16 protein-coding genes are annotated in these 18,800 nt (G+C 53.9%); 7 read left to right on the top strand and 9 right to left on the bottom strand.

All coding sequences use genetic code 11. The annotated features are described in order from the left end of the window. Positions 1-113 precede the first annotated feature (113 nt). The gene (locus tag LMS44_RS20180; RefSeq protein ID WP_022521655.1) at positions 114-1,703 is read left to right on the top strand and encodes an ABC-F family ATPase; all 1,590 of its coding nucleotides are present in this window, start codon (positions 114-116) and stop codon (positions 1,701-1,703) included. A 30-nt stretch (positions 1,704-1,733) separates the two neighbouring features. On the opposite strand, the gene LMS44_RS20175 is transcribed toward LMS44_RS20180, so the two are convergent. Together LMS44_RS20175 and LMS44_RS20170 are read right to left on the bottom strand one after the other, a co-directional pair. Continuing rightward, on the bottom strand, positions 1,734-2,336 hold the full coding sequence (locus LMS44_RS20175; protein ID WP_039857361.1) for a cell division protein ZipA C-terminal FtsZ-binding domain-containing protein: 603 nt from the start codon (positions 2,334-2,336) through the stop codon (positions 1,734-1,736). Positions 2,337-2,376: 40 nt separating this feature from the next. Continuing rightward, positions 2,377-2,640, bottom strand: a complete 264-nt coding sequence (locus tag LMS44_RS20170; RefSeq protein ID WP_498946261.1) for a TspO/MBR family protein — start codon at positions 2,638-2,640, stop codon at positions 2,377-2,379. 216 nt (positions 2,641-2,856) lie between these two features. Between LMS44_RS20170 and LMS44_RS20165 the strand changes: the two genes are divergently transcribed. Then, positions 2,857-3,702 (top strand): helix-turn-helix transcriptional regulator, encoded by an 846-nt coding sequence (locus LMS44_RS20165; protein ID WP_498946259.1) that lies wholly within the window; start codon positions 2,857-2,859, stop codon positions 3,700-3,702. A 4-nt stretch (positions 3,703-3,706) separates the two neighbouring features. Here the strand turns inward: LMS44_RS20165 and LMS44_RS20160 are convergent, their stop codons facing one another. Genes LMS44_RS20160 through LMS44_RS20150 form a run of 3 tightly spaced genes read right to left on the bottom strand, consistent with a single transcriptional unit; the run spans position 3,707 to position 6,449 of the window. Continuing rightward, a complete protein-coding gene (locus LMS44_RS20160; protein ID WP_498946257.1) occupies positions 3,707-5,206 on the bottom strand; it encodes an aldehyde dehydrogenase in 1,500 nt (499 codons plus the stop codon). Continuing rightward, positions 5,203-5,604 carry a M20/M25/M40 family metallo-hydrolase gene (locus tag LMS44_RS20155; protein WP_498946255.1) on the bottom strand — a complete coding sequence of 134 codons (402 nt, stop codon included), beginning with the start codon at positions 5,602-5,604 and terminating at the stop codon, positions 5,203-5,205. The genes LMS44_RS20160 and LMS44_RS20155 overlap by 4 nt, the downstream gene beginning before the upstream one ends. 17 nt (positions 5,605-5,621) lie before the next feature. Further along, positions 5,622-6,449 (bottom strand): hydantoinase/carbamoylase family amidase, encoded by an 828-nt coding sequence (locus LMS44_RS20150; RefSeq protein ID WP_498946253.1) that lies wholly within the window; start codon positions 6,447-6,449, stop codon positions 5,622-5,624. A gap of 154 nt (positions 6,450-6,603) precedes the next feature. Here LMS44_RS20150 and LMS44_RS20145 point away from each other — a divergent pair, with 154 nt between their 5' ends. The 3 genes from LMS44_RS20145 to aguA all read left to right on the top strand — a co-directional run bounded on the left by LMS44_RS20145 (position 6,604) and on the right by aguA (position 10,558). Beyond that, positions 6,604-8,010: an aspartate aminotransferase family protein gene (locus LMS44_RS20145; RefSeq protein WP_498946251.1), complete on the top strand. Its 1,407-nt coding sequence runs from the start codon at positions 6,604-6,606 to the stop codon at positions 8,008-8,010. Between the two features lie 74 nt (positions 8,011-8,084). Continuing rightward, positions 8,085-9,431: a Na+/H+ antiporter NhaC family protein gene (locus LMS44_RS20140; RefSeq protein ID WP_041158727.1), complete on the top strand. Its 1,347-nt coding sequence runs from the start codon at positions 8,085-8,087 to the stop codon at positions 9,429-9,431. After that, on the top strand, positions 9,428-10,558 hold the full coding sequence (aguA, locus tag LMS44_RS20135) for an agmatine deiminase (protein WP_498946248.1): 1,131 nt from the start codon (positions 9,428-9,430) through the stop codon (positions 10,556-10,558). The genes LMS44_RS20140 and aguA overlap by 4 nt, the downstream gene beginning before the upstream one ends. Positions 10,559-10,631: 73 nt before the next feature. Here aguA and LMS44_RS20130 read toward each other — a convergent pair whose 3' ends face one another. Further along, entirely contained in the window at positions 10,632-11,750 is a 1,119-nt protein-coding gene (locus LMS44_RS20130) for an alkene reductase (protein WP_498946246.1), read from the bottom strand. A gap of 306 nt (positions 11,751-12,056) precedes the next feature. Here LMS44_RS20130 and LMS44_RS20125 point away from each other — a divergent pair, with 306 nt between their 5' ends. Continuing rightward, entirely contained in the window at positions 12,057-13,616 is a 1,560-nt protein-coding gene (locus LMS44_RS20125) for an RNA/DNA-binding domain-containing protein (protein WP_498946244.1), read from the top strand. A 114-nt stretch (positions 13,617-13,730) separates the two neighbouring features. Here the strand turns inward: LMS44_RS20125 and LMS44_RS20120 are convergent, their stop codons facing one another. Both LMS44_RS20120 and LMS44_RS20115 read right to left on the bottom strand, forming a co-directional pair. Then, positions 13,731-14,105: a hypothetical protein gene (locus tag LMS44_RS20120; RefSeq protein WP_498946242.1), complete on the bottom strand. Its 375-nt coding sequence runs from the start codon at positions 14,103-14,105 to the stop codon at positions 13,731-13,733. Between the two features lie 161 nt (positions 14,106-14,266). Continuing rightward, the gene (locus tag LMS44_RS20115) at positions 14,267-15,454 is read right to left on the bottom strand and encodes a M24 family metallopeptidase (RefSeq protein ID WP_039857351.1); all 1,188 of its coding nucleotides are present in this window, start codon (positions 15,452-15,454) and stop codon (positions 14,267-14,269) included. A gap of 382 nt (positions 15,455-15,836) precedes the next feature. On the opposite strand from LMS44_RS20115, the gene LMS44_RS20110 reads away from it, so the two are divergent. Beyond that, on the top strand, positions 15,837-17,129 hold the full coding sequence (locus LMS44_RS20110) for an NAD(P)/FAD-dependent oxidoreductase (protein ID WP_498946240.1): 1,293 nt from the start codon (positions 15,837-15,839) through the stop codon (positions 17,127-17,129). A 209-nt stretch (positions 17,130-17,338) separates the two neighbouring features. On the opposite strand, the gene LMS44_RS20105 is transcribed toward LMS44_RS20110, so the two are convergent. After that, positions 17,339-18,727, bottom strand: coding sequence for a glutamine synthetase family protein (locus tag LMS44_RS20105; RefSeq protein ID WP_498946238.1), 1,389 nt, complete (start codon positions 18,725-18,727; stop codon positions 17,339-17,341). Positions 18,728-18,800 lie beyond the last annotated feature (73 nt).

Below are 18,800 nucleotides of genomic sequence, written 5' to 3'. Positions count from 1 at the left end.
GCCACTAGGGTTTGATGGGTGAATACACGCCTAATAGCGCGTAGAATCGCGAGCCTTTCTATTCGTTGTAAGCTGTCGTCGTTACTGACAATGCGCTAACCAGGGCTCCTTTTGTGATCGCTACCGCCAATATCACCATGCAGTTTGGGGCCAAGCCCCTGTTTGAAAATGTCTCCGTTAAATTCAATAACGGCAACCGTTACGGCCTGATTGGCGCGAACGGCTGCGGCAAATCCACCTTTATGAAAATTCTCGGTGGCGATTTGGAGCCCACTTCCGGCCAGGTGATGCTGGATAGCAGTACACGGCTGGGTAAGTTGCGTCAGGATCAGTTTGCGTTTGAAAATGAGCGGGTGATCGATACCGTCATCATGGGCAATGTAGAGCTCTGGTCGGTCGCCGCTGAGCGTGAACGCATTTACTCCCTGGCAGAGATGAGCGAAGAGGACGGCATGGCCGTCGCTGACCTGGAAGTGCGCTTCGCCGAGCTGGACGGCTACACCGCCGAGCCCCGCGCAGGCGAACTGCTGCTAGGCCTGGGCATTCCCATTGAGCAACACACGGGCCCGATGAGCGAAGTCTCTCCCGGCTGGAAGCTGCGCGTGCTGCTCGCCCAGGCGCTATTCGCTGACCCGGATGTACTGTTGCTGGATGAGCCGACCAACCACCTGGATATCAACACCATCCGCTGGCTGGAAGATATTCTTAAAGCGCGCAGCAGCACCATGATCATCATCTCCCACGACCGCCACTTCCTGAACAGCGTGTGTACGCATATGGCGGATCTGGATTACGGTGAAATCACCCTGTTCCCGGGTAACTACGATGATTACATGACCGCCGCCACCGCTGTTCGCGAGCGTCAGCACTCGGATAACGCCAAGAAAAAGGCCCAGATTGCCGAGCTGCAGCAGTTCGTGAGCCGCTTCTCCGCTAACGCCTCGAAAGCTAAGCAGGCTACGTCTAGAGCGCGTCAAATCGATAAAATCAAACTGGAAGATATCAAGCCTTCCAGCCGCGTAAGCCCCTTTATCCGCTTTGATCAGGCGAAGAAAATCCACCGTAATGCCGTCAACGTGGACGGCATTACCAAGAGCTATGAGGGCGACAAGCCACTGTTCGAGCGTCTTTCCATGACTGTGGAAGCCGGTGAGCGCATTGCTATTATCGGCCCCAACGGCATCGGCAAAACCACGCTGCTGAAAACCCTGGCGGGCGAGTTACACCCGGACGCGGGCGAAGTGAAGTGGACCGAAGCCGCTGAAGTGGGGGTTTTTGCTCAGGATCACAGCGACGACTTTGCCGTCGATGCCACGTTGTTTGAGTGGATGTCAGCATGGACTCAAGGTGGCGAGCAGGTGGTTCGCGGTGCTCTGGGGCGGATGCTGTTTTCCAGCGACGATATTGGAAAATCGGTGAAGGTCATTTCCGGTGGCGAGCAGGGGCGCATGCTGTTTGGTAAGTTAATCCTTACTCAGCCCAACGTAATGCTGATGGATGAGCCGACTAACCACCTGGATATGGAGTCTATCGAGGCGTTGAACCTGGCCCTGGAGAACTACCCCGGCACGCTGATGTTTGTGAGCCACGACCGTGAGTTCGTCTCGTCACTGGCCACGCGCATTATTGATATGCAGCCGGAAGGCATTGTCGATTTCAGCGGCAGCTACGATGACTACCTGCGCAGCCAGGGGGTCGTGTGACGTTGTTTTTGTCAGCATAGCTCTGTAAATCTATTCGCCGATAATTTGCTCAAAGGTGCTGTCGGTGGCGAGTTCGCGCTCGTCATTGAGCATTTTGCCGCTAAACACCGTCTGCATCTCTTTGGCGAGTTCTACGTAGACATGCATTTGTTGATTACGTCGCTTACGTAGCGGTGGTTTCACTAATAAGCTAATACCCTTGATGGGCTCATGGGTTTCCCCGCGCAGCAGGTCAGGCATTTCCCCCGGTGGAAAGGCGTTGGCGATAGTGACTGGGTTGGAAGGCTGTTGGCCGTCGATTAAAAATATCTTCTTAAGCGCGTCGTAGTGAGCGTCTTTCTCCCGCAGCCACTGGGTAAGGCGCTCGTCTGAATCTTCACTGGGTTGATCAAAGATTATAAAAAGCGAATGCTGCTTAACTTTTTTAGTTTGCTTTGAGGGTGCAGGGGTGTCAGGTTCTTGAGCTTTTTCAGAGTTGTCTGCTTGTACCGGACGAGGCGCAGCGGCTTTCGCTTTCGCTGCGCGCCGTCGGCGGCGCCAGGGCACAATGACATATATAAATATCGCTGTTGCCATTGCGCCTAATACCAGCGATGCGAAGGCGAGTACTATTATAGTAGTGGTGCGATCCATACTCTCAGAATCCTTTTTTTAATCAGCGCTCAGGCTTTATTTAGCCGACGACAGTTTGTTTACGCCCAAAGAACAGCCACAACCACGCGGCATTGACCATAAGCTGCAGCGCGTAAGCCGCTAAGCTTACTGAGCGCCATACTGAGTCATCCGCCATATAAATACGCCAAGCGACGATAGCCATCAACAAATACAGTATGCCCCAAGCGAAGGGGAAAGCGATATTCGGTGGTGTCCAGCTTGGCTTACTTAGTTCGCGGAACCAACCATCAGGCCGAAAGCGCGCACCCAGTCGTGGCGGCAAGGCCGACGAGCAGTAGAGACACCAGCAGCGCTAATAGCGAAGCAAGCATTCATTACCTGTATGTTCAAACGAAAGAATCAATAGCCTAGCAGCGTTTATCCAAGAGGCTCAACACAAAGTAATCACGAGCCGCAATGAGTCAATTGTATTGCCTGAGTTTACCGTGTTCGCGCAAGGCAGTATTGTTTTGTCAAACAACCTAATGAAGCGCTACTCATGAAATACTGCTCAACAACCGATGATATCGATAGTACCTTTCTGGCAAGTGTGGGAAGTGCTGCTTGGCATCGGCATATGGCGAGCTTGGTACGCTCATCGGGACAGCGCGATTTCCCCGTTCGTCTGGAGCAAGTGCTGCGCGCGCTAACCGGTTTCGATACGATTCTGATCAATACCTACAAAGGGCGTCATAGACCACTACTGATTCACGACGATTACCCGTCAGAAAATCGCCCTCAAGCGATAGATCGCTACCTCAGCGGTGCGTATTTATTGGATCCTTTTTTTACCGCCATGAGTGGTGGCCTGGATAGCGGTGTGCACCGGTTGCGGGAGCTAGCCCCTGATCGTTTTGAATCCAGTGATTACTATGCCCACTATTATCGCGCGTTAGGATTGGCGGATGAGGTTGGTCTCTTCGCACGTGTGGGGGATGATGTCTTGATGGTGGTATCGCTGGGCTTTCAGGCAGAAGCTCCCTTGAAACGACGTGCATTGCAGGTGTTGAAGAATGTGGTGCCGATGATCGAAACCTTGTTGATGGAGTTCTGGAAATGGCAGGGCGTCCTCTTCCAGCCGACATTGGAAAAGGACGCCCCGGTGGAAGCTGCCTTCGTAAGCTTTGGCCGAGAGGTTTTAACGGCACGTGAACAGGAAATCGTTCGTCTGTTGCTTGCGGGGCACTCGACCAAATCAGCGGCCCGGGAACTGGATATCAGCGATGGCACTGTGAAGGTACACCGCAAGCATATTTACCAGCGTCTGGATGTCTCCAGTCAATCGCAGTTGTTCCAGCTATTTCTTGAACACGTGGCTCTCATTTCCCGGCAGTTGAGAGGTTAAGGTGCTAGGTTTGTAGCGCCATCCAGATGGTTTTGATCTCGGTATACTCGTCAAGCGAGTGAAGCGATTTATCCCGTCCATTACCGGATTGCTTAACCCCACCGAACGGCACTGTCATGTCTGGGCCTGCCCAGTTGTTAACGTAGACCTGCCCGGAGTGCAGCTTGCGTGAGACGCGCATAATACGATCAATGTCCTGGCTCCAGACGGCGGCCGCCAAGCCGTAGTCGCTGTCGTTGGCAAGTGTCAATGCCTCCTCTTCGGTATCGAAGCCAAACACCGACAGCACCGGCCCGAAGATCTCCTCGCGACCTATGGTCATGGCCGGGGTGACATCGTCAAACACGGTGGGAGGAATAAAGAGCCCGGAGCTATCTAATGGCTGTCCCCCGGTACGAAGCGTGGCACCCTCTTCCTGCCCCTGGCGGATATAATCAAGCACCCGCTGGTATTGAGTGTTATCGACCATCGCCCCCATAAAGCTTTGCGGGTCGAGTGGGTCGCCTGGTTGCATGGCAGCCGCAGCGTCCACCACTTTCTCGACGAAAGCGTGGCGAATGCTATTTTCCACCAACAGCCGCGAGCCAGCGATACAGACTTCACCTTGGTTATGAAAAATCGCAGCGGCTGCGTTTTGAGCTGCAACGTCTAGATTTTTGCAGTCGGCAAAGATGATGTTGGGGCTTTTGCCGCCGCACTCCAGATAAACGCGTTTCAAATTGGATTGGCCTGCGTACTGCATGAGCTGTTTGCCCACTTGAGTGGAGCCGGTAAAGGCGAGGCAGTCGACCTCCATCGACAGGGCCAGCGCTTTACCCACGGTGTGGCCATAGCCGGGGAGTACTTGAAACACCCCGGCGGGTAGGCCCGCTTGTTGGCTTAGTTGAGCAAGGCGCAGCGCCGATAACGGTGACTTTTCTGACGGTTTGAGAATAACGCTGTTACCGGCCGCCAATGCCGGTGCAATCTTCCAGGCGGTCATCATCAATGGGAAGTTCCAGGGGACGATGGATACCACTACCCCGAGTGGCTCGCGCACAATCAAACCGAGATGATGGTCTCCCGTCGGGGCCACCTCACCATAAAGCTTATCGATACTTTCGGCGGTATAGCGCAGGCAGCCGATGGCACCGTCAATATCCCCCAGTGCACTGGTAATCGGTTTCCCCATATCCAGAGTGTCTAGCAGGGCAAGCTCGTGTCTATGGGTCTGCATTAACGCCGCCAGATCAAGCAGCGTGGCTTTGCGCTGACCTGGGGCGAGTCGCGACCACTCTCCCTGGTCAAAGGCCTGCCGAGCTGCGCGGGTAGCGAGCTCGGCATCAGCGTCAACACAGCTGGCGACCTCAGCCAACACTTCGCCGGTGGCTGGGTTCACCGTGGATAGGGTGGCGCCGCGCTGTGCATCGACAAAGGTGTCGTTGATATAGGCGCGGGTTTCAAAGGAGAGTGTGTCTGCCAGTGCTTGCCACTCGGCCAGGTTCGTTGGGACAGTTGTGCTCATTGGGTAACCTCAAGGTCGTTAGCGTTATGCAGTAGCGCGTCGCACAGCACCTGGGTGCCAAGTGCACACTGCTCTGGTGTTGAGTACTCGGCTTCGTTATGGCTAATGCCATCGCGGCAGGGAATGAAGATCATCGCGGTGGGCGCCACCCGTGATACATACACCGCATCATGGCCCGCACCACTGAGCATACGGCGGTAAGTAATGCTTCGCGCCCTGGTCGCCTGTTCGATGGATGCAATGCATTGGTCGTTAAATGCCACCACCGGGGAGCTCCAGAGGCGTTGCGGTGTTATCACAACACCAAAGGTCTCTACCAAGGCATCTAGCTCGCTATAGAAGCGAGCCTCCAGCGCGTCTAGCTGATCATCGTGCACATGACGTAGGTCGACCGTCATGGTGACCTGGGCGGGAATCACGTTGCGAGAAGGCGATCGATCTCCAGACAGCCAAAGGTGACCTTGCTGTCGCCACTGGTGTCGCTGGCGGCGATAGCGTATAGCCGGTCAATGAGCCGGGCGGCAGCGGCCAGGGCGTCGTGACGATATGCCATGGGGGTGGTGCCCGCATGGGCAGCGTTGCCTTCGATCATCAGGTCAAACCAGCGCATCCCTTGCACCCCGGTGACCACACCGATATCTAAGCCCTCCTCTTCAAGCACCGGCCCCTGTTCGATATGCAGTTCCAGAAAACTGGCTAACCGAGGCTCGCCAGTAGGCAGGCTTCCCTTCATGCCTGTCTCCTCAAGGGCCTGTTCAAAACTGATCCCCTGTTCGTCCTGGCGAGCGAGGGTCTCCTCCACCGTAAACACCCCCGCATAGGTGCCGGAAGCCATCATCGCGGGGGCAAAACGGCTACCTTCCTCGTTCGTCCAAACGATCAGTTCCAGAGGTCGTTCGGTCACGATTTGGTGATCGTGTAGGGTGCGAAACACTTCCAGTCCCGCGAGAACCCCCAGTACACCGTCGAAACGACCTCCTTTCGGCTGGGTATCCAGGTGGCTGCCGACAGCGGCGGGCGCCAGATCCTCACGTGCGCCGGGCCGCCGGAAAAAAAGATTACCCACGGCATCACTGCGAACATGGCAGCCAATATCAGCGCACCATTCGATCAACTGCTGCCGTCCGGTAGTATCTTCGGGTGTCAGTGCCAAGCGGTTGCTGCCGCCATTGGGGGTAGCGCCGATCTCTGCCATGGCCATTAAACTTGACCACAATCGCTGGCCATCAATGGACACTTGCATGGCGTGTCTCCTGTTGTGTTTGTTGGGTTAAGGAGATCCACCATAGGAGGCCTTTCGCGCAGCCGATATACCCCAATGGGGATATATTCCCGACACTGTTTTCCCCGCTAGCCTGTGAAGTCACCTCAACAACGGCTTCCTAATAAGCGAGGGTATGACGATGACTCAACAGCAGGCGAAAGGCTCTTACGACGTGCAAGACCTTTGGCAAAAAGATAAAAATCACTTTATCCATCCCTTTACCGACTTCAGTGTGTTCCACGAAAACGGCTGTGACTTAATTACCGACAGTGATGGTATCTATGTCGAAGATGCACACGGCAACCGCTTTATCGATGGGATTGCCGGCCTGTGGTGTGTCAATGTGGGCCACGGCCGTGCCGAAATTGGCCAGGCGATGGCCGAGCAAGCCACACGCATGGCCTACTTTTCCACTTTTAATAATCTCTCCAATGCCCCGGCCACCGAGCTGGCGGCCAAGCTCTCAGAGCTTGCGCCTGCCCACTTGAACCATGTGTTTTATAGCTGCGGCGGGTCAACGGCAAACGATGCCACCATCCGGCTTGTGCATTACTACTTCAATCGATTGGGCAAGCCTTCGAAAAAGCGGATCTTGTCGCGCACCAATGCCTACCACGGCACCACCTACATGGCGGCGAGCCTGACCGGTATCGCCAGCAATAACTGGCAGTTCGATACGCTGGATCTGGTGACCCATCTGAGCGAAGCCAACTGCTATCGCCGCCCAGAGGGGATGAGTGAGGCCGAGTATTGTGATCACCTGGTCGATGAACTCGAGCAGACCATTGACCGGCTAGGGGCGGATAACATAGCGGCCTTTATTGCGGAGCCAATCATGGGCGCGGGGGGCGTATTGATGGCACCACAGGGCTACCATTCCCGCGTGCAGGCCATATGCCGTGCCAACGATATTCTGTTCATTGCTGATGAAGTGGTGACAGGCTTTGGACGTTTAGGGCACTTCTTTGCCTCAGAAGCCGTGTTTGAAACCCAGCCCGATATTATCAATGTGGCGAAAGGGCTTTCATCTGGGTATGCCCCATTAGGTGCAACGCTGATATCTGACGCCCTGTATGCGGTACTAAGTACTCCTCAAGGCCCCGGCGGGGTATTGAGCACCGGCTTCACCTATTCCGGGCATCCCGTGAGCTGTGCTGCAGCGCTTAAAAATATCGAAATCATTGAGCGTGAAGGCATTTGTGAGAATGTTCGCGAAGTTGGCCCCTATCTTGAATCCAAGCTCAAAACGCTCGCCTCTCATGAAACGGTAGGTGATATACGTGGCAGTCATTTCATGATGGCGATTGAAAATGTGGCTAATAAAACAACCAAAGAATTACTCCCCGTTGACGCGCGCGTAGGTGACCGCGTGGCCGCTGAAGCACAGAAACGTGGTTTGATTATTCGGCCGGTTGGTCATCTCAATATCATCTCGCCGCCCCTGATCTGGACGCGTCAAGTAGTCGACGACGTCGTTGCTATTCTCGACGAAGCGTTTGCCGCCACCACGCGCTCACTTAAAGCGGATGGTTACCTATAAACACTGCTATTCGGGACGGGCGTTAGCGCCCGTCTTCAGTAGTGACCTACGACAACGATAAAGGGGAATAACCAATGGAAGAGTATGGAGCTTTAAGCCTTATACCCACGTTAGTGGTTTTAGTCATGGCGATTATTACCAAGCGCACGATTGAGTCCCTTCTGGCAGGCGCGCTGGTAGGCTTATTAATGTTTCAACCCCTCAATGTCATTACCCAAGGGTCGGATATACTGCTATCGGTATTGGGTAATGACACGGTGACGTGGATTATTCTGGTGTGCGGGCTATTTGGTAGCTTGATTGCCTTGCTGGTAAAAACCGGAGGGGTGTTAAGCTTTGGTGATGCCGTTACCCGACGCATCCATACCCGCCGACAAAGCTTGTTAGCTACCTGGGGGCTGGGACTAATCATTTTTGTCGATGACTATCTCAATGCGCTGACCATTAGCGCTTCCATGAAGAAAATCACTGATCGCTTTAACATATCCCGTGAGAAGTTGGCCTATATCGTTGACTCTACTGCAGCGCCGATCTGTATTCTCGTACCGTTTTCCACCTGGGCTGTGTTCTTTGCAGGTTTGCTGGAAGAGAACAATGTCGCTGGTAACGGCATGGAGCTGTACATCCAAGCCATACCGTTTATGTTTTACGCCTGGATAGCGGCGGCGCTGGTGCCCCTGGTGGCACTGGGCATTATCCCCAATCTTGGCCCGATGCGAGCAGCGGAGGCCCGCGCTGAAGCTGGCCAGCCGCAACCAGATGGCGCTGACGACAGCGCGCTGGAAATAGAAGATACAGGCAAAAAACGCCCTCATCTGCTCAATTTTCTGCTTCCCATTGCGACGCTGATTTTCTTCACCTGGTATTTTGAGATTGATGTGCTGCGCGGCGTGATTGTGGCGCTTGCAGTGACGCTAGTGCTTATCGCGGTGCAACGGCTGTTAAGCTTCAACGATACGTTTGACACCGCGTTGGATGGCTTCAAAGCCATGATTATGCCACTCGGCACGCTGGTGGCTGGGTTTGTGCTTAAGGAGGTCAATGACCTACTTGGCTTAACCAACTATGTGATCGAGAGTGTTCAACCTTTAATGACCGCGGGTATGCTACCGGCGGTTGTCTTCGTCACCATGGCCTTTCTCGCTTTTGCGACCGCCTCCTTCTGGGGACTGTTTGCCGTGGCGATGCCTATCGTATTACCGCTTGCCAGTAGTATGGATGCGCATATGCCGCTCGTGGTGGGGGCTTTAATCTCCGCCAGTGCCTTTGGCAGCCACGCCTGCTTTTACGGTGATTCTACCGTCCTTTCTGCCCAAGGGGCGGGGTGTACGCCAATGGCCCATGCGTTAACGCAACTTCCCTATGTCCTAATCGCCGCTGCCGTGGCAACCGGCTTCTTTATAGTGGTGGGGAATATATGAAACACGCGCCGACCTTTCCTACAACGGCCACCGAACCTCTGGCGCGTGAGCTAACACCCAAAGCATTGGGCTTTTCAATGCCGGCGGAGTTTGCGCCTCATGCAGCCTGCTGGATGCTGTGGCCACAGCGCCCAGATACATGGCGCTACGGTGCGAAGCCCGCTCAGCAAGCCTTTGTGGATGTGGCTGTGGCGATTGCTGAGAGCGAGATGGTCTTCGTGGGGGTTAACGATGAGCAGTATGAAAATGCCCGTAATCAGTTGCCTGCGCATATTCGGGTGGTTGAGTTGTCCAGCAATGATGCTTGGATGCGCGATGTCGGCCCCACCTTCATTACCCATCCCGATGGGCGACTCGCCATGGTGGACTGGGAGTTCAATGCCTGGGGCGGGTTGAAGGAGGGGCTCTACTTCCCATGGGACAAAGACAAGCGGGTTCGTTGTAAAATCAGTGAGATGCTGGGTATTCAACGATTCGAGGCCCCGCTCGTATTAGAAGGAGGAGCCATTCATGTGGATGGTGAAGGTACGCTCATCACCACGGAAGAGTGCTTGCTGAATCCTAATCGTAATCCGGAGATGAGCCGCGCCACGATCGAACACTGGCTGCAGGAGTATTTAGGTGTCAGTCACATCATCTGGTTACCGCGTGGCTGTTATCTCGACGAGACCGATGGCCACGTTGACAACCTGTGCTGCTTTATTGCGCCAGGCCATGTTGCGCTAACGTGGTGTGAGGATGAGCAAGATCCCCAGGGCGCTATTTGCCGGGAAGCCTTGCGTGTGCTGGAAAACGCCACGGATGCTCAAGGTAGGCGGCTCACTATTCATAAGCTGCCCCAGCCAGGCCCTCTACATATTGCCGAGGATGAGGCCAGTGGGATTGATCGCCTGAACAGCTCGCATCCCCGCTTACCTGGGGATCGCATGGCAGGCTCTTACGTCAACTTTTATATTAGTAACTCGGCCATTGTGATGCCCTTGCTGGATCCTCGTTACGATGAACAGGCCAAAGGCATTCTATCCCGGTTATTTCCCACGAAGAGGGTGATCGGCGTTGCGGCAAGGGAAATACTGCTTGGCGGCGGGAACATTCACTGCATAACTCAGCAGCAACCACGCGTATAGGTGTTTCGCAGGAAAAACGCCCTGTTCAGCCACAGGCTGAACAGGGCGCGGTGATAAAAGTCACCCTTGGCCGTTACTGGATACGGTCATAGCCATTATTCATAAATGGATAGTTGGTGTATCCCTTCTCATCACCGCCATAGAACGTTTCGTGATTCGGCTCGGTGAGTGGTGCGTTAACGCGGAAGCGCTCGGGTAGATCGGGGTTAGCAATGTAGGGGCGGCCGAAAGCCACTGCATCGGTAGTGTTTTCGCTAATGCGGGCCTCAGCGCGCTCTGCATCGTAGTTACCGCAGTAGATCAGGCTACCGCTAAAGCGCTCACGTATCTGCTCACGGAAACCGTCAGGGAAGGTGATATCGCCACCGGCCCAGTTGGGTTCGTTCAGGTGCAGGTAGGCAAGGCCGCGCTTGGAAAGCTGCTCGGCCATGTAAAATGCCATCGCTTCCGGCTCATCGTCGGTCAAACCAAACAACTCGATAAATGGTGTCATACGGATGCCGACCCGGTCAGCCCCGTAAACGTCAATCACCGCATCAACCACTTCCAGCGGGAAGCGAGCCCGGTTTTCCAGCGATCCGCCATACTGGTCGGTACGCTTGTTGGTGCCCGTCGCCAGGAACTGGTTAAGCAAGTAGGCATTCGCGGCGTGGACTTCGACCATGTCGAAGCCGGCACGCTTGGCGCGTTCGGCCGCTTGGCGATAGTCGGCAACAATGCCTGGGATCTCGTTGGTTTCCAGCGCACGTGGCGTGCTGGTGGGGTGCTGACCCGCGGTGCCATCTTCAAACTCTACGAAACACTGGGCGCCTTCGCCTTTCAAGGCACTCGGTGCTACCGGCTGTTGGCCGTCAGGTTGAACCATTTCGTGAGAAACTCGCCCAACGTGCCACAGTTGCAGAGCAATACGGCCACCTTTGGCGTGTACTGCGTCAACAACGCCTTTCCAGCCTGTTTCCTGCTCATCCGTCCAAATACCGGGTGTATACACGTAGCCACGGGCAGTGGGAGATATGTTGGTGGCTTCGCTGATGATTAGCCCCGCTCCTGCGCGCTGGCCATAGTAAGCTTCCTGAATTTCACCCGGTACGCTATCGGGTGTACGCGCACGTGTCAGTGGCGCCATAACAACCCGGTTAGGAATCGATAGGCTACCCAGTTGGAGGGGAGTAAACAGTGTTTCGAAAGCCATCAATTAAGCTCCTTTTGAATGCTTCGATGAAATAGTACGCACCATAATAGACCAGTTTACTAGTTAGCGCCAACCATCCTATTTTCAGACCGTTACCCTGTGTGCCTATCCCTTAATGCAAAACCCCTCCTGTAAAATCAGGTGGGGGCATTAAACATAGAAAAATACTTATTGGCTTGAATAAAGCTGATGCCGCTCGCGCCATAATTGCATTTGCATGCACCGTTCTACATCATGAGGTTAACTTAAACGTTATAAGGCCTTACACGTGCTGTATGACGTTAACCAAACGCTTGAGTAGGCGGCATGACACCTAAACTCCCCATCAACATTGATGACTTGCTCCATCACCGCACGGTGGAAAACGAACGCATTGAATACAAGGAAGGTTGGAACCCTGAGTCCATCCTGCATACCTTGTGTGCCTTCGCTAATGACTTTCACAATTTGGGTGGTGGTTATGTGCTGGTGGGTGTTGCTGAAAAGAATGGCCAACCGCAGCTACCGCCTGCCGGTTTATTACCGGATCAAATCGATGCTATTCAAAAAGAGCTGTTAAATCTTGGGCACTCAGCGATTGCGCCGCACTATCACCCGTTAACCGCGACTTATGAGATCCAGGGCAAAACAATTTTGGTGCTATGGGCTCCGGGAGGTGAAACACGCCCCTATAAAGCTAAAACCAGCTTGAGCAAGAAGAGTGATTGGGCCTATTACCTGCGCAAACATACCAGCACGGTGAAAGCATCGGGGCGGGATGAGCGCGAGCTGCTAAGTTTGGCGGCAACCGTACCCTTTGATGATCGCTATCGCCAAACGGCGGATTTAAGCGACCTTTCACCCTACCTGATGCGTGATTTTCTGCACGATATCGGCAGCGAATTAGCGGCTGAAGCCCGAGAGCTGGATATTGAAACCTTGGGCCGCCGAATGAATGTGATCGGTGGGCCAAGTGAGATGGCCTTTCCCAAAAATGTGGGGCTGCTGTTTTTTAATGAGCATCCTGAGCAGTTTTTCCCAGCCACTCAGATAGATGTGGTGTATTTTCCAGACGGTGCGGGTGGTGACCATTTTGAAGAGAAGGTATTCAAGGGCCCGCTGGGACGTATAACCCGTACGGCATTGGACTACATTAACCGCAACTATTTAAAAGAGGGTGTAACCAAACACGCTGATCGTCCTGAGGCCGAGCGTTTCTGGAATTTTCCGCTGGTCGCCATTGAAGAAGCGGTGGTGAATGCGGTGTATCACCGCTCTTATGAAATTCGTGAGCCCATTGAAATCCGTATTGATGGCCAGGAGCTTGTCGTGCTCAGCTTTCCAGGGCCAGATCTATCTATTCGCTTGCAAGACCTGCAAGCAGGTAAAGCAGTCAGCCGCCGCTACCGCAACCGGCGTATCGGCGAGTTTTTAAAAGAGCTGGATTTAACCGAAGGCCGTTCAACGGGCGTGCCAAAAATTCTTCGGGTGATGAAGGCGAACGGTTCTCCAGAGCCAGTGTTCGAAACCGACGATGAACGCAGTTACTTTTTAATTCGCTTACCCGTTCACGAGGGATTTTCGGTTGATGAGGACATAGCCCCTGTAGCAACCAAGCGAGTAACCGAACAAGTAACCGAACAAGTAACCGAACAAGTAATGCGGTTATTGCAAGCTCTGCTTGAAGAGCCAATGAGCACTAAAGCACTTCTTGAGGCGTTATCACTCACGCATCGCCCCACGTTTTTACAAAATTATTTACAACCGGCATTGGCACTGACATTGATTGAAATGACGCAACCTGACTCTCCGCGTAGTCCAACCCAAAAATATCGATTAACCGATCTGGGTAAGCAAGTGCTTGCCACCAAGAATACGCATCAATAAACACCGCCCTTATCACTTCCAAGGTCTAGAGCTTCTCTATTGACTGCTATCTTGACACCGGGGGCATGCTGACAAGCGCCAATAGATACTTCTTCTGGCCTCTCCAATGCTCGTTCAATTCCACTTCGCCCAAGGCCAACGCCGTTTGGCGGGAGTGTCGATCTGCTGCAGTGCGCTTGAAAGCGGCAACATAATGGCACCTAACTGGCGATAGCAGATCGCGCTGCTGAGCACCCCTGGGCACTGTTTGAGTAGCAGCTCGCACTGTTGCGAGGCGATATAGAGCTGTTCGGTGACGGCTGGGGCAAACAGCGGCTTGGACTGTTGGCAGCAGCGAGTGAGCTCCCGAGACAGCATGGAAAGCATGCTGGTATCCATCCAGCAGGGCAGCGGGTCTTCCAGGCGGCCGGCAATAGAATGCTGCACCGCTTCAAAAGAAGTGCGCAAAAATATGACCGTTTGGCGAAGTTGCCGCTGCTCGCTAGTCATTCCACTGCTCCCTCACGCTGGTGGCTTCCTGTGGGCATAATGTGGGCATAGACCCGACCATCTACTCTATGAAATAAAGAGAGTGTTTCTCATTTGCATCTTGGTTGACGATAGCGCTACTCCATCGACCTGTCAATGCTATGGCTATAAGGCGCAGTGGTTTATGAGCCCGCCTCAAACAGCTGCCAGTCGTTATTGGTCAGCGGTTGGGCTCCGTTTTCAGTAACCACCACGGTGTCGCTTATTCCAACGCCCCACTGGCCGGGCACACGTAGGCAGAGCGGCAGGTGAAACACCATGTTGGTTTCAAAAGTACGGGCCTGCCCTTTGGCGATAAAGCCGGTGCCCTCCACCCAGCTAGGCGGAAACTGAGCGCCCACGGCATAGCCAAAGACACCGGAGAAAAAATACTGGTCACGCTGGGGGGCGAGTAGGGCATCAGCCGCCTGGGCCGCGGCATCAAAGGTATTGCCTGGACGCATGGCGTCGCAGAGCGCTTCAAACAGTGAGCGGCAAAGATCCCGAGTGGCGGAGAGAGCCGGGTTTGGAGCACCCGTCACGGCAGTGCGCATCATGGGTGCCGTATAGCGTTGATAGGCGGCGCCGAACTCTAGGAAAACCGGCTCGTTAGGCTGTATGACACGCCGCTTATGGTTGACGTGAATCACCCCAATTCGGTGCCCGCTAGTCACAATTGGCTGGAGGCTCATAAACTCGCTGCCGTTTTCGAGCAGCGCTTTGGCGCCCACGGCGGCAATATCGTTGTCGGTCATGCCGGGGCGAATACTCTGTATCGCGGTCTCTAACCCGAGAGCGGTGATTCGTGCGCTCTCTTGCAGCATTTCAAGCTCGGCGGGGCTTTTTACGATCCTAATCGCATCGACCACTGTGCCTGCTTCGCTAAAACGCTCACGGCCGATAGTCTGCATCAGCGCATCAATGACGCCAAAGCGTAGCCCGCTGCTCCAGCCATCAATACCAATTTTCGAGCAAGGGGAAAGCAGGTCTGCCAGTGGCGTGATGATTTCATCCAAGTTTTCCCAGCGGTAACCGATGATCTCATCGACCCGAGCGGTAACTACTGCCGCACCGGTTTCAATTGAGGCGACTTGTAGCACTAGCCGCGCTTGGGTGCAGACTAGGCAAGCGTGCACCGAGACTTCAAAAGTGTGGTAGCCGGTGAGGTAATTGATATCGGCGGGGTCGGTTAGCAGCAGCGCATCTAATCCATGCTCTGCCATGGCATTGCGCACCTTATCCAGGCGCACCTGGTATTCGGCAGCGGGAAAAGGCAGCTCACTTTGGGCGAGCGTTTCCGCAAGGGCTGTGCGGTAGTGGTGGTAATCCATAGCGACCTCCATTAATAGGTAAGGTCAGTATAGGCACCTGCTTTAAGCTCGCTTTTATCTCCCTCAACGCTAGCGGGTGAGCAGGAAAGTCTCCTGCGAAAAGTAGAAAACGGCGCAACCGGTTAGCTTGAAAGCTCGCCTTCCTAAGGGCTGCATATGAGGGGCTGTATATAAGGGGCGGTATATAAAAACGAGAGGTAACTTTTTTCAGTGTAATGGTCGTGCCTTTTTTATGAGTTAGTGTTGCTATTTTAATAACATTTTTTGAAGGGGAAAAAAGTGTTTTTCCTCTACAGTCCCTTTATATGCTGATGCTTGCGCATTATGGCAGCGATCTATATGATCAGATTGGTTAAAATAATCAACAAAAGGAAGGTGGTAAATGCAACCTCAAGCTTCTTCTGGTCATGTGGCTTCCTACTATGCGGCATCGTCAAACTCCACATCACACAGGCCCACATTGGAGAGGGATGTGGAGTGTGATGTCTGTGTCGTAGGGGCTGGGTTTACGGGTATCTCAGCAGCGCTGCATTTGGCGGAACGCGGTCACCGAGTGGTGGTGCTGGAAAGTGTGGCGATAGGCTTCGGAGCTTCCGGTCGCAATGGTGGGCAGATCGTTAATAGCTATAGCCGTGATATGGATGTTATCGAAAAACAGAACGGCGCTGAAACCGCCCGAGCGCTGGGGGCTATGGCATTCGAGGGTAACCAAATTATCCGTCAGCGCATTGAAAAGTATCAGATCAACTGCGACCTAAAAGAGGGCAACCTTTTTGCCGCCTGTAATAAGAAACAGTGGGAAGGCTTAAAGGATCAAAAAAGCTTATGGGAACGCTATGGTCATCAGGAGCTTGAGCTGCTGGAAGGCGAAGAGGTCAAGCGAGAGATAGGCAGCGAACGCTATGTGGGCGCCTTGGTGGATCACTCTGGTGGGCATTTGCATCCCCTCAATCTGGTGCTGGGGCAGGCGGCGGCGCTGGAGTCGTTGGGTGGAAAGATTTTTGAACATTCCCCCGTGACAAACGTGGAACACGGCGAACCGGTAATACTGCATACCCCCAAGGGCCGAGTGACCGCTCAGCGGGTGGTCATGGCTGGCAATGCCTATTTGCAAGGGTTGCTACCCAAGCTGGAAAGCAAAGCGATGCCTTGCGGCACCCAGATCATTACCACTGAGCCGCTGTCTGCAGAGTTGGCCGCACGATTACTGCCTAACGATAAAGCGGTCGAGGATTGTAATTACCTCTTGGACTACTATCGCCTGACTGCCGATAACCGGTTGCTGTATGGCGGGGGCGTGAACTATGGCGGGCAAGCGTCTACCAGTATCGAGGCAGCTATTCGGCCGAAAATGCTGACGACCTTCCCTGAGCTTGGCGATGTTCGTGTCGATTACGCCTGGAGTGGTAACTTTTTGCTGACGCTCAACCGCCTACCGCAATTTGGCCGCATTAATAGCAACGTTTACTACGCGCAGGGGTACTCTGGCCATGGGGTAACGTGCTCCCATCTGGCTGGCAAGTTAGTGGCAGAAACGATTAGTGGTGAAGAAGCGCGTTTTGAAGCCTTTGCGCAGATTTCCCACCTACCCATGCCCGGTGGGCGGCTGTTACGTGTGCCGCTTTCCGCAATGGGTGCGTGGTTCTACGCAATGCGTGACCGGCTGGCAGTCTAGTGCTGATTAGTTTGATGTTTGCTTGAAAACGGGCTGGCGAATACGTTCGTCAGCCCGTTTTTATTTGCCACGGATGCTCACGGAGAATACGGCATAAAAAGCTAATAGAAGGACGGGATAGCAGGGTAAGACAGGCATAAGTAAAGAGAGAGGCGGCGAGCAGCGCCCCTCTCTTTTTTATCAACCTGTTCTATCAACGATCTAACCACTCATACGTGGCGCAGGTACCAATCGTACTCCATGGCGCTGACTTCACGCATGGTGTCGGCGCGCTCTGCTTGGCGGTTGGCAATGAATACGTTAATGAAGTCTTCGCCAAGTTGTTCAGCGAGTACGCTGCTGTTGCCCAGCAAGTGCAGCGCATGAGCCCAGCTGTTAGTTAACTGAGGTGCAATTTGCTCATAGGCGTTGCCGATGATGGGTTCGGTAGGTGCAATCTGCTGGTTTAGGCCATGGTGGATGGATGCCAGCACGGTGGCCAGTAAAAGGTAGGGATTTACGTCGGCACCCGCTACACGATGCTCTATTCGTCGGGCTTCTTTTGGGCCAGCGGGAACGCGTATTGCCACGGAGCGGTTGTCGTAACCCCAGGTAGGTGCCATGGGCACATAGAGCCCTTCCTGAAAACGGCGGAAAGAATTGAGATTGGGAGCCAACAGTGCCATGGAGTCTGGCATCAGTTCCAACAGCCCTCCTACAGCGTGTTGCAGTGCTGTGCTCTCCAGCGGGTCGTCGCCGTTTTCGGCAAAGATATTATGCCCGTTGCTATCTACCAGACTGACGTGAACATGGGTGCCGCTACCGGCTTCTAGACCGTAAGGCTTGGCCATAAAGGTAGCCTCAAAGCCATGCTTTAAGGCAACGCCCTTGATCAGTCGCTTGAGCAGCACCGAGTGGTCGCAGGCACTTAACGCATCATCCGTATGAATCAGGTTGGCTTCAAACTGACCTGGTGCGCACTCTTTCAATACCGTATCCAACGGCAACCCCTGCGCCTGGGCGGCACACTGCAAGTCATTGATAAATTCAGCGTACTCGTCTAGCTCCAGCATCGAATAAAGCTGGCTTTGAGTAGCCCGCTCGCCGCTGGAAGGGGATTGAGGTGGCTGAATCAAGTTTCCTTCGTCGCGTAAACGATCGACCAGATAAAACTCTAGTTCAAGGGCGACGACGGGGGTTAAGCCACGGTCGGAGAACTGCTCGAGAATACGCCGCAGTATTTGGCGAGGATCGGCAAAAAACGGCGAGCCATCCATTTCCTCCATGGTCATCAATAGCTGGCCATACTGGTTGTTATCCATCCAGGTGACCGGGTTGAGTGTGCCGGGAATGGCGCGACATACGCGGTCACCGTCACCGCTGGAAAGCCCAAGCCCGGTCTCTTCCACGGTGTTGCCATTGATGTCCAACGCAAATACTGAAGCCGGCAGATAAATGCCTTTTTCAAACACTTTGGCGAGGTTGTCGCAAGGAATACGCTTCCCTCGGATGACACCGTTAAGGTCGCTGATCAACAGATCAATAGTGGTGATGTCTGGGTGCCGGTCGAGAAAGTCCGAAGCTACGTTTTGAGCGTCTGTGTCATTGGCAGAGGACATACGTTGTACCTTATTTTTATGCCGTGTTAGTTGTGTTTCTGCTAACAGTATCCTTGCGGTGTCGATCGTTTCT

This window comes from Halomonas profundus (assembly GCF_020865425.1).
Taxonomy (GTDB): Bacteria; Pseudomonadota; Gammaproteobacteria; order Pseudomonadales; family Halomonadaceae; genus Vreelandella; species Vreelandella titanicae.
Note: the sequence above shows the minus strand (reverse complement) of the source record. Positions and strands in the feature narration are given on the sequence as shown.

Coding starts and splice junctions, on each gene's coding strand:
- LMS44_RS20125 (WP_498946244.1), top strand. CDS start 12,057: ATGACACCTAAACTCCCCATCAACATTGATGACTTGCTCCATCACCGC.
- LMS44_RS20130 (WP_498946246.1), bottom strand. CDS start 11,750: ATGGCTTTCGAAACACTGTTTACTCCCCTCCAACTGGGTAGCCTATCG.
- LMS44_RS20115 (WP_039857351.1), bottom strand. CDS start 15,454: ATGGATTACCACCACTACCGCACAGCCCTTGCGGAAACGCTCGCCCAA.
- LMS44_RS20120 (WP_498946242.1), bottom strand. CDS start 14,105: ATGACTAGCGAGCAGCGGCAACTTCGCCAAACGGTCATATTTTTGCGC.
- LMS44_RS20110 (WP_498946240.1), top strand. CDS start 15,837: ATGCAACCTCAAGCTTCTTCTGGTCATGTGGCTTCCTACTATGCGGCA.
- LMS44_RS20140 (WP_041158727.1), top strand. CDS start 8,085: ATGGAAGAGTATGGAGCTTTAAGCCTTATACCCACGTTAGTGGTTTTA.
- LMS44_RS20150 (WP_498946253.1), bottom strand. CDS start 6,449: ATGCAAGTGTCCATTGATGGCCAGCGATTGTGGTCAAGTTTAATGGCC.
- LMS44_RS20175 (WP_039857361.1), bottom strand. CDS start 2,336: ATGGATCGCACCACTACTATAATAGTACTCGCCTTCGCATCGCTGGTA.
- aguA (WP_498946248.1), top strand. CDS start 9,428: ATGAAACACGCGCCGACCTTTCCTACAACGGCCACCGAACCTCTGGCG.
- LMS44_RS20105 (WP_498946238.1), bottom strand. CDS start 18,727: ATGTCCTCTGCCAATGACACAGACGCTCAAAACGTAGCTTCGGACTTT.
- LMS44_RS20155 (WP_498946255.1), bottom strand. CDS start 5,604: ATGACGGTCGACCTACGTCATGTGCACGATGATCAGCTAGACGCGCTG.
- LMS44_RS20145 (WP_498946251.1), top strand. CDS start 6,604: ATGACGATGACTCAACAGCAGGCGAAAGGCTCTTACGACGTGCAAGAC.
- LMS44_RS20160 (WP_498946257.1), bottom strand. CDS start 5,206: ATGAGCACAACTGTCCCAACGAACCTGGCCGAGTGGCAAGCACTGGCA.
- LMS44_RS20165 (WP_498946259.1), top strand. CDS start 2,857: ATGAAATACTGCTCAACAACCGATGATATCGATAGTACCTTTCTGGCA.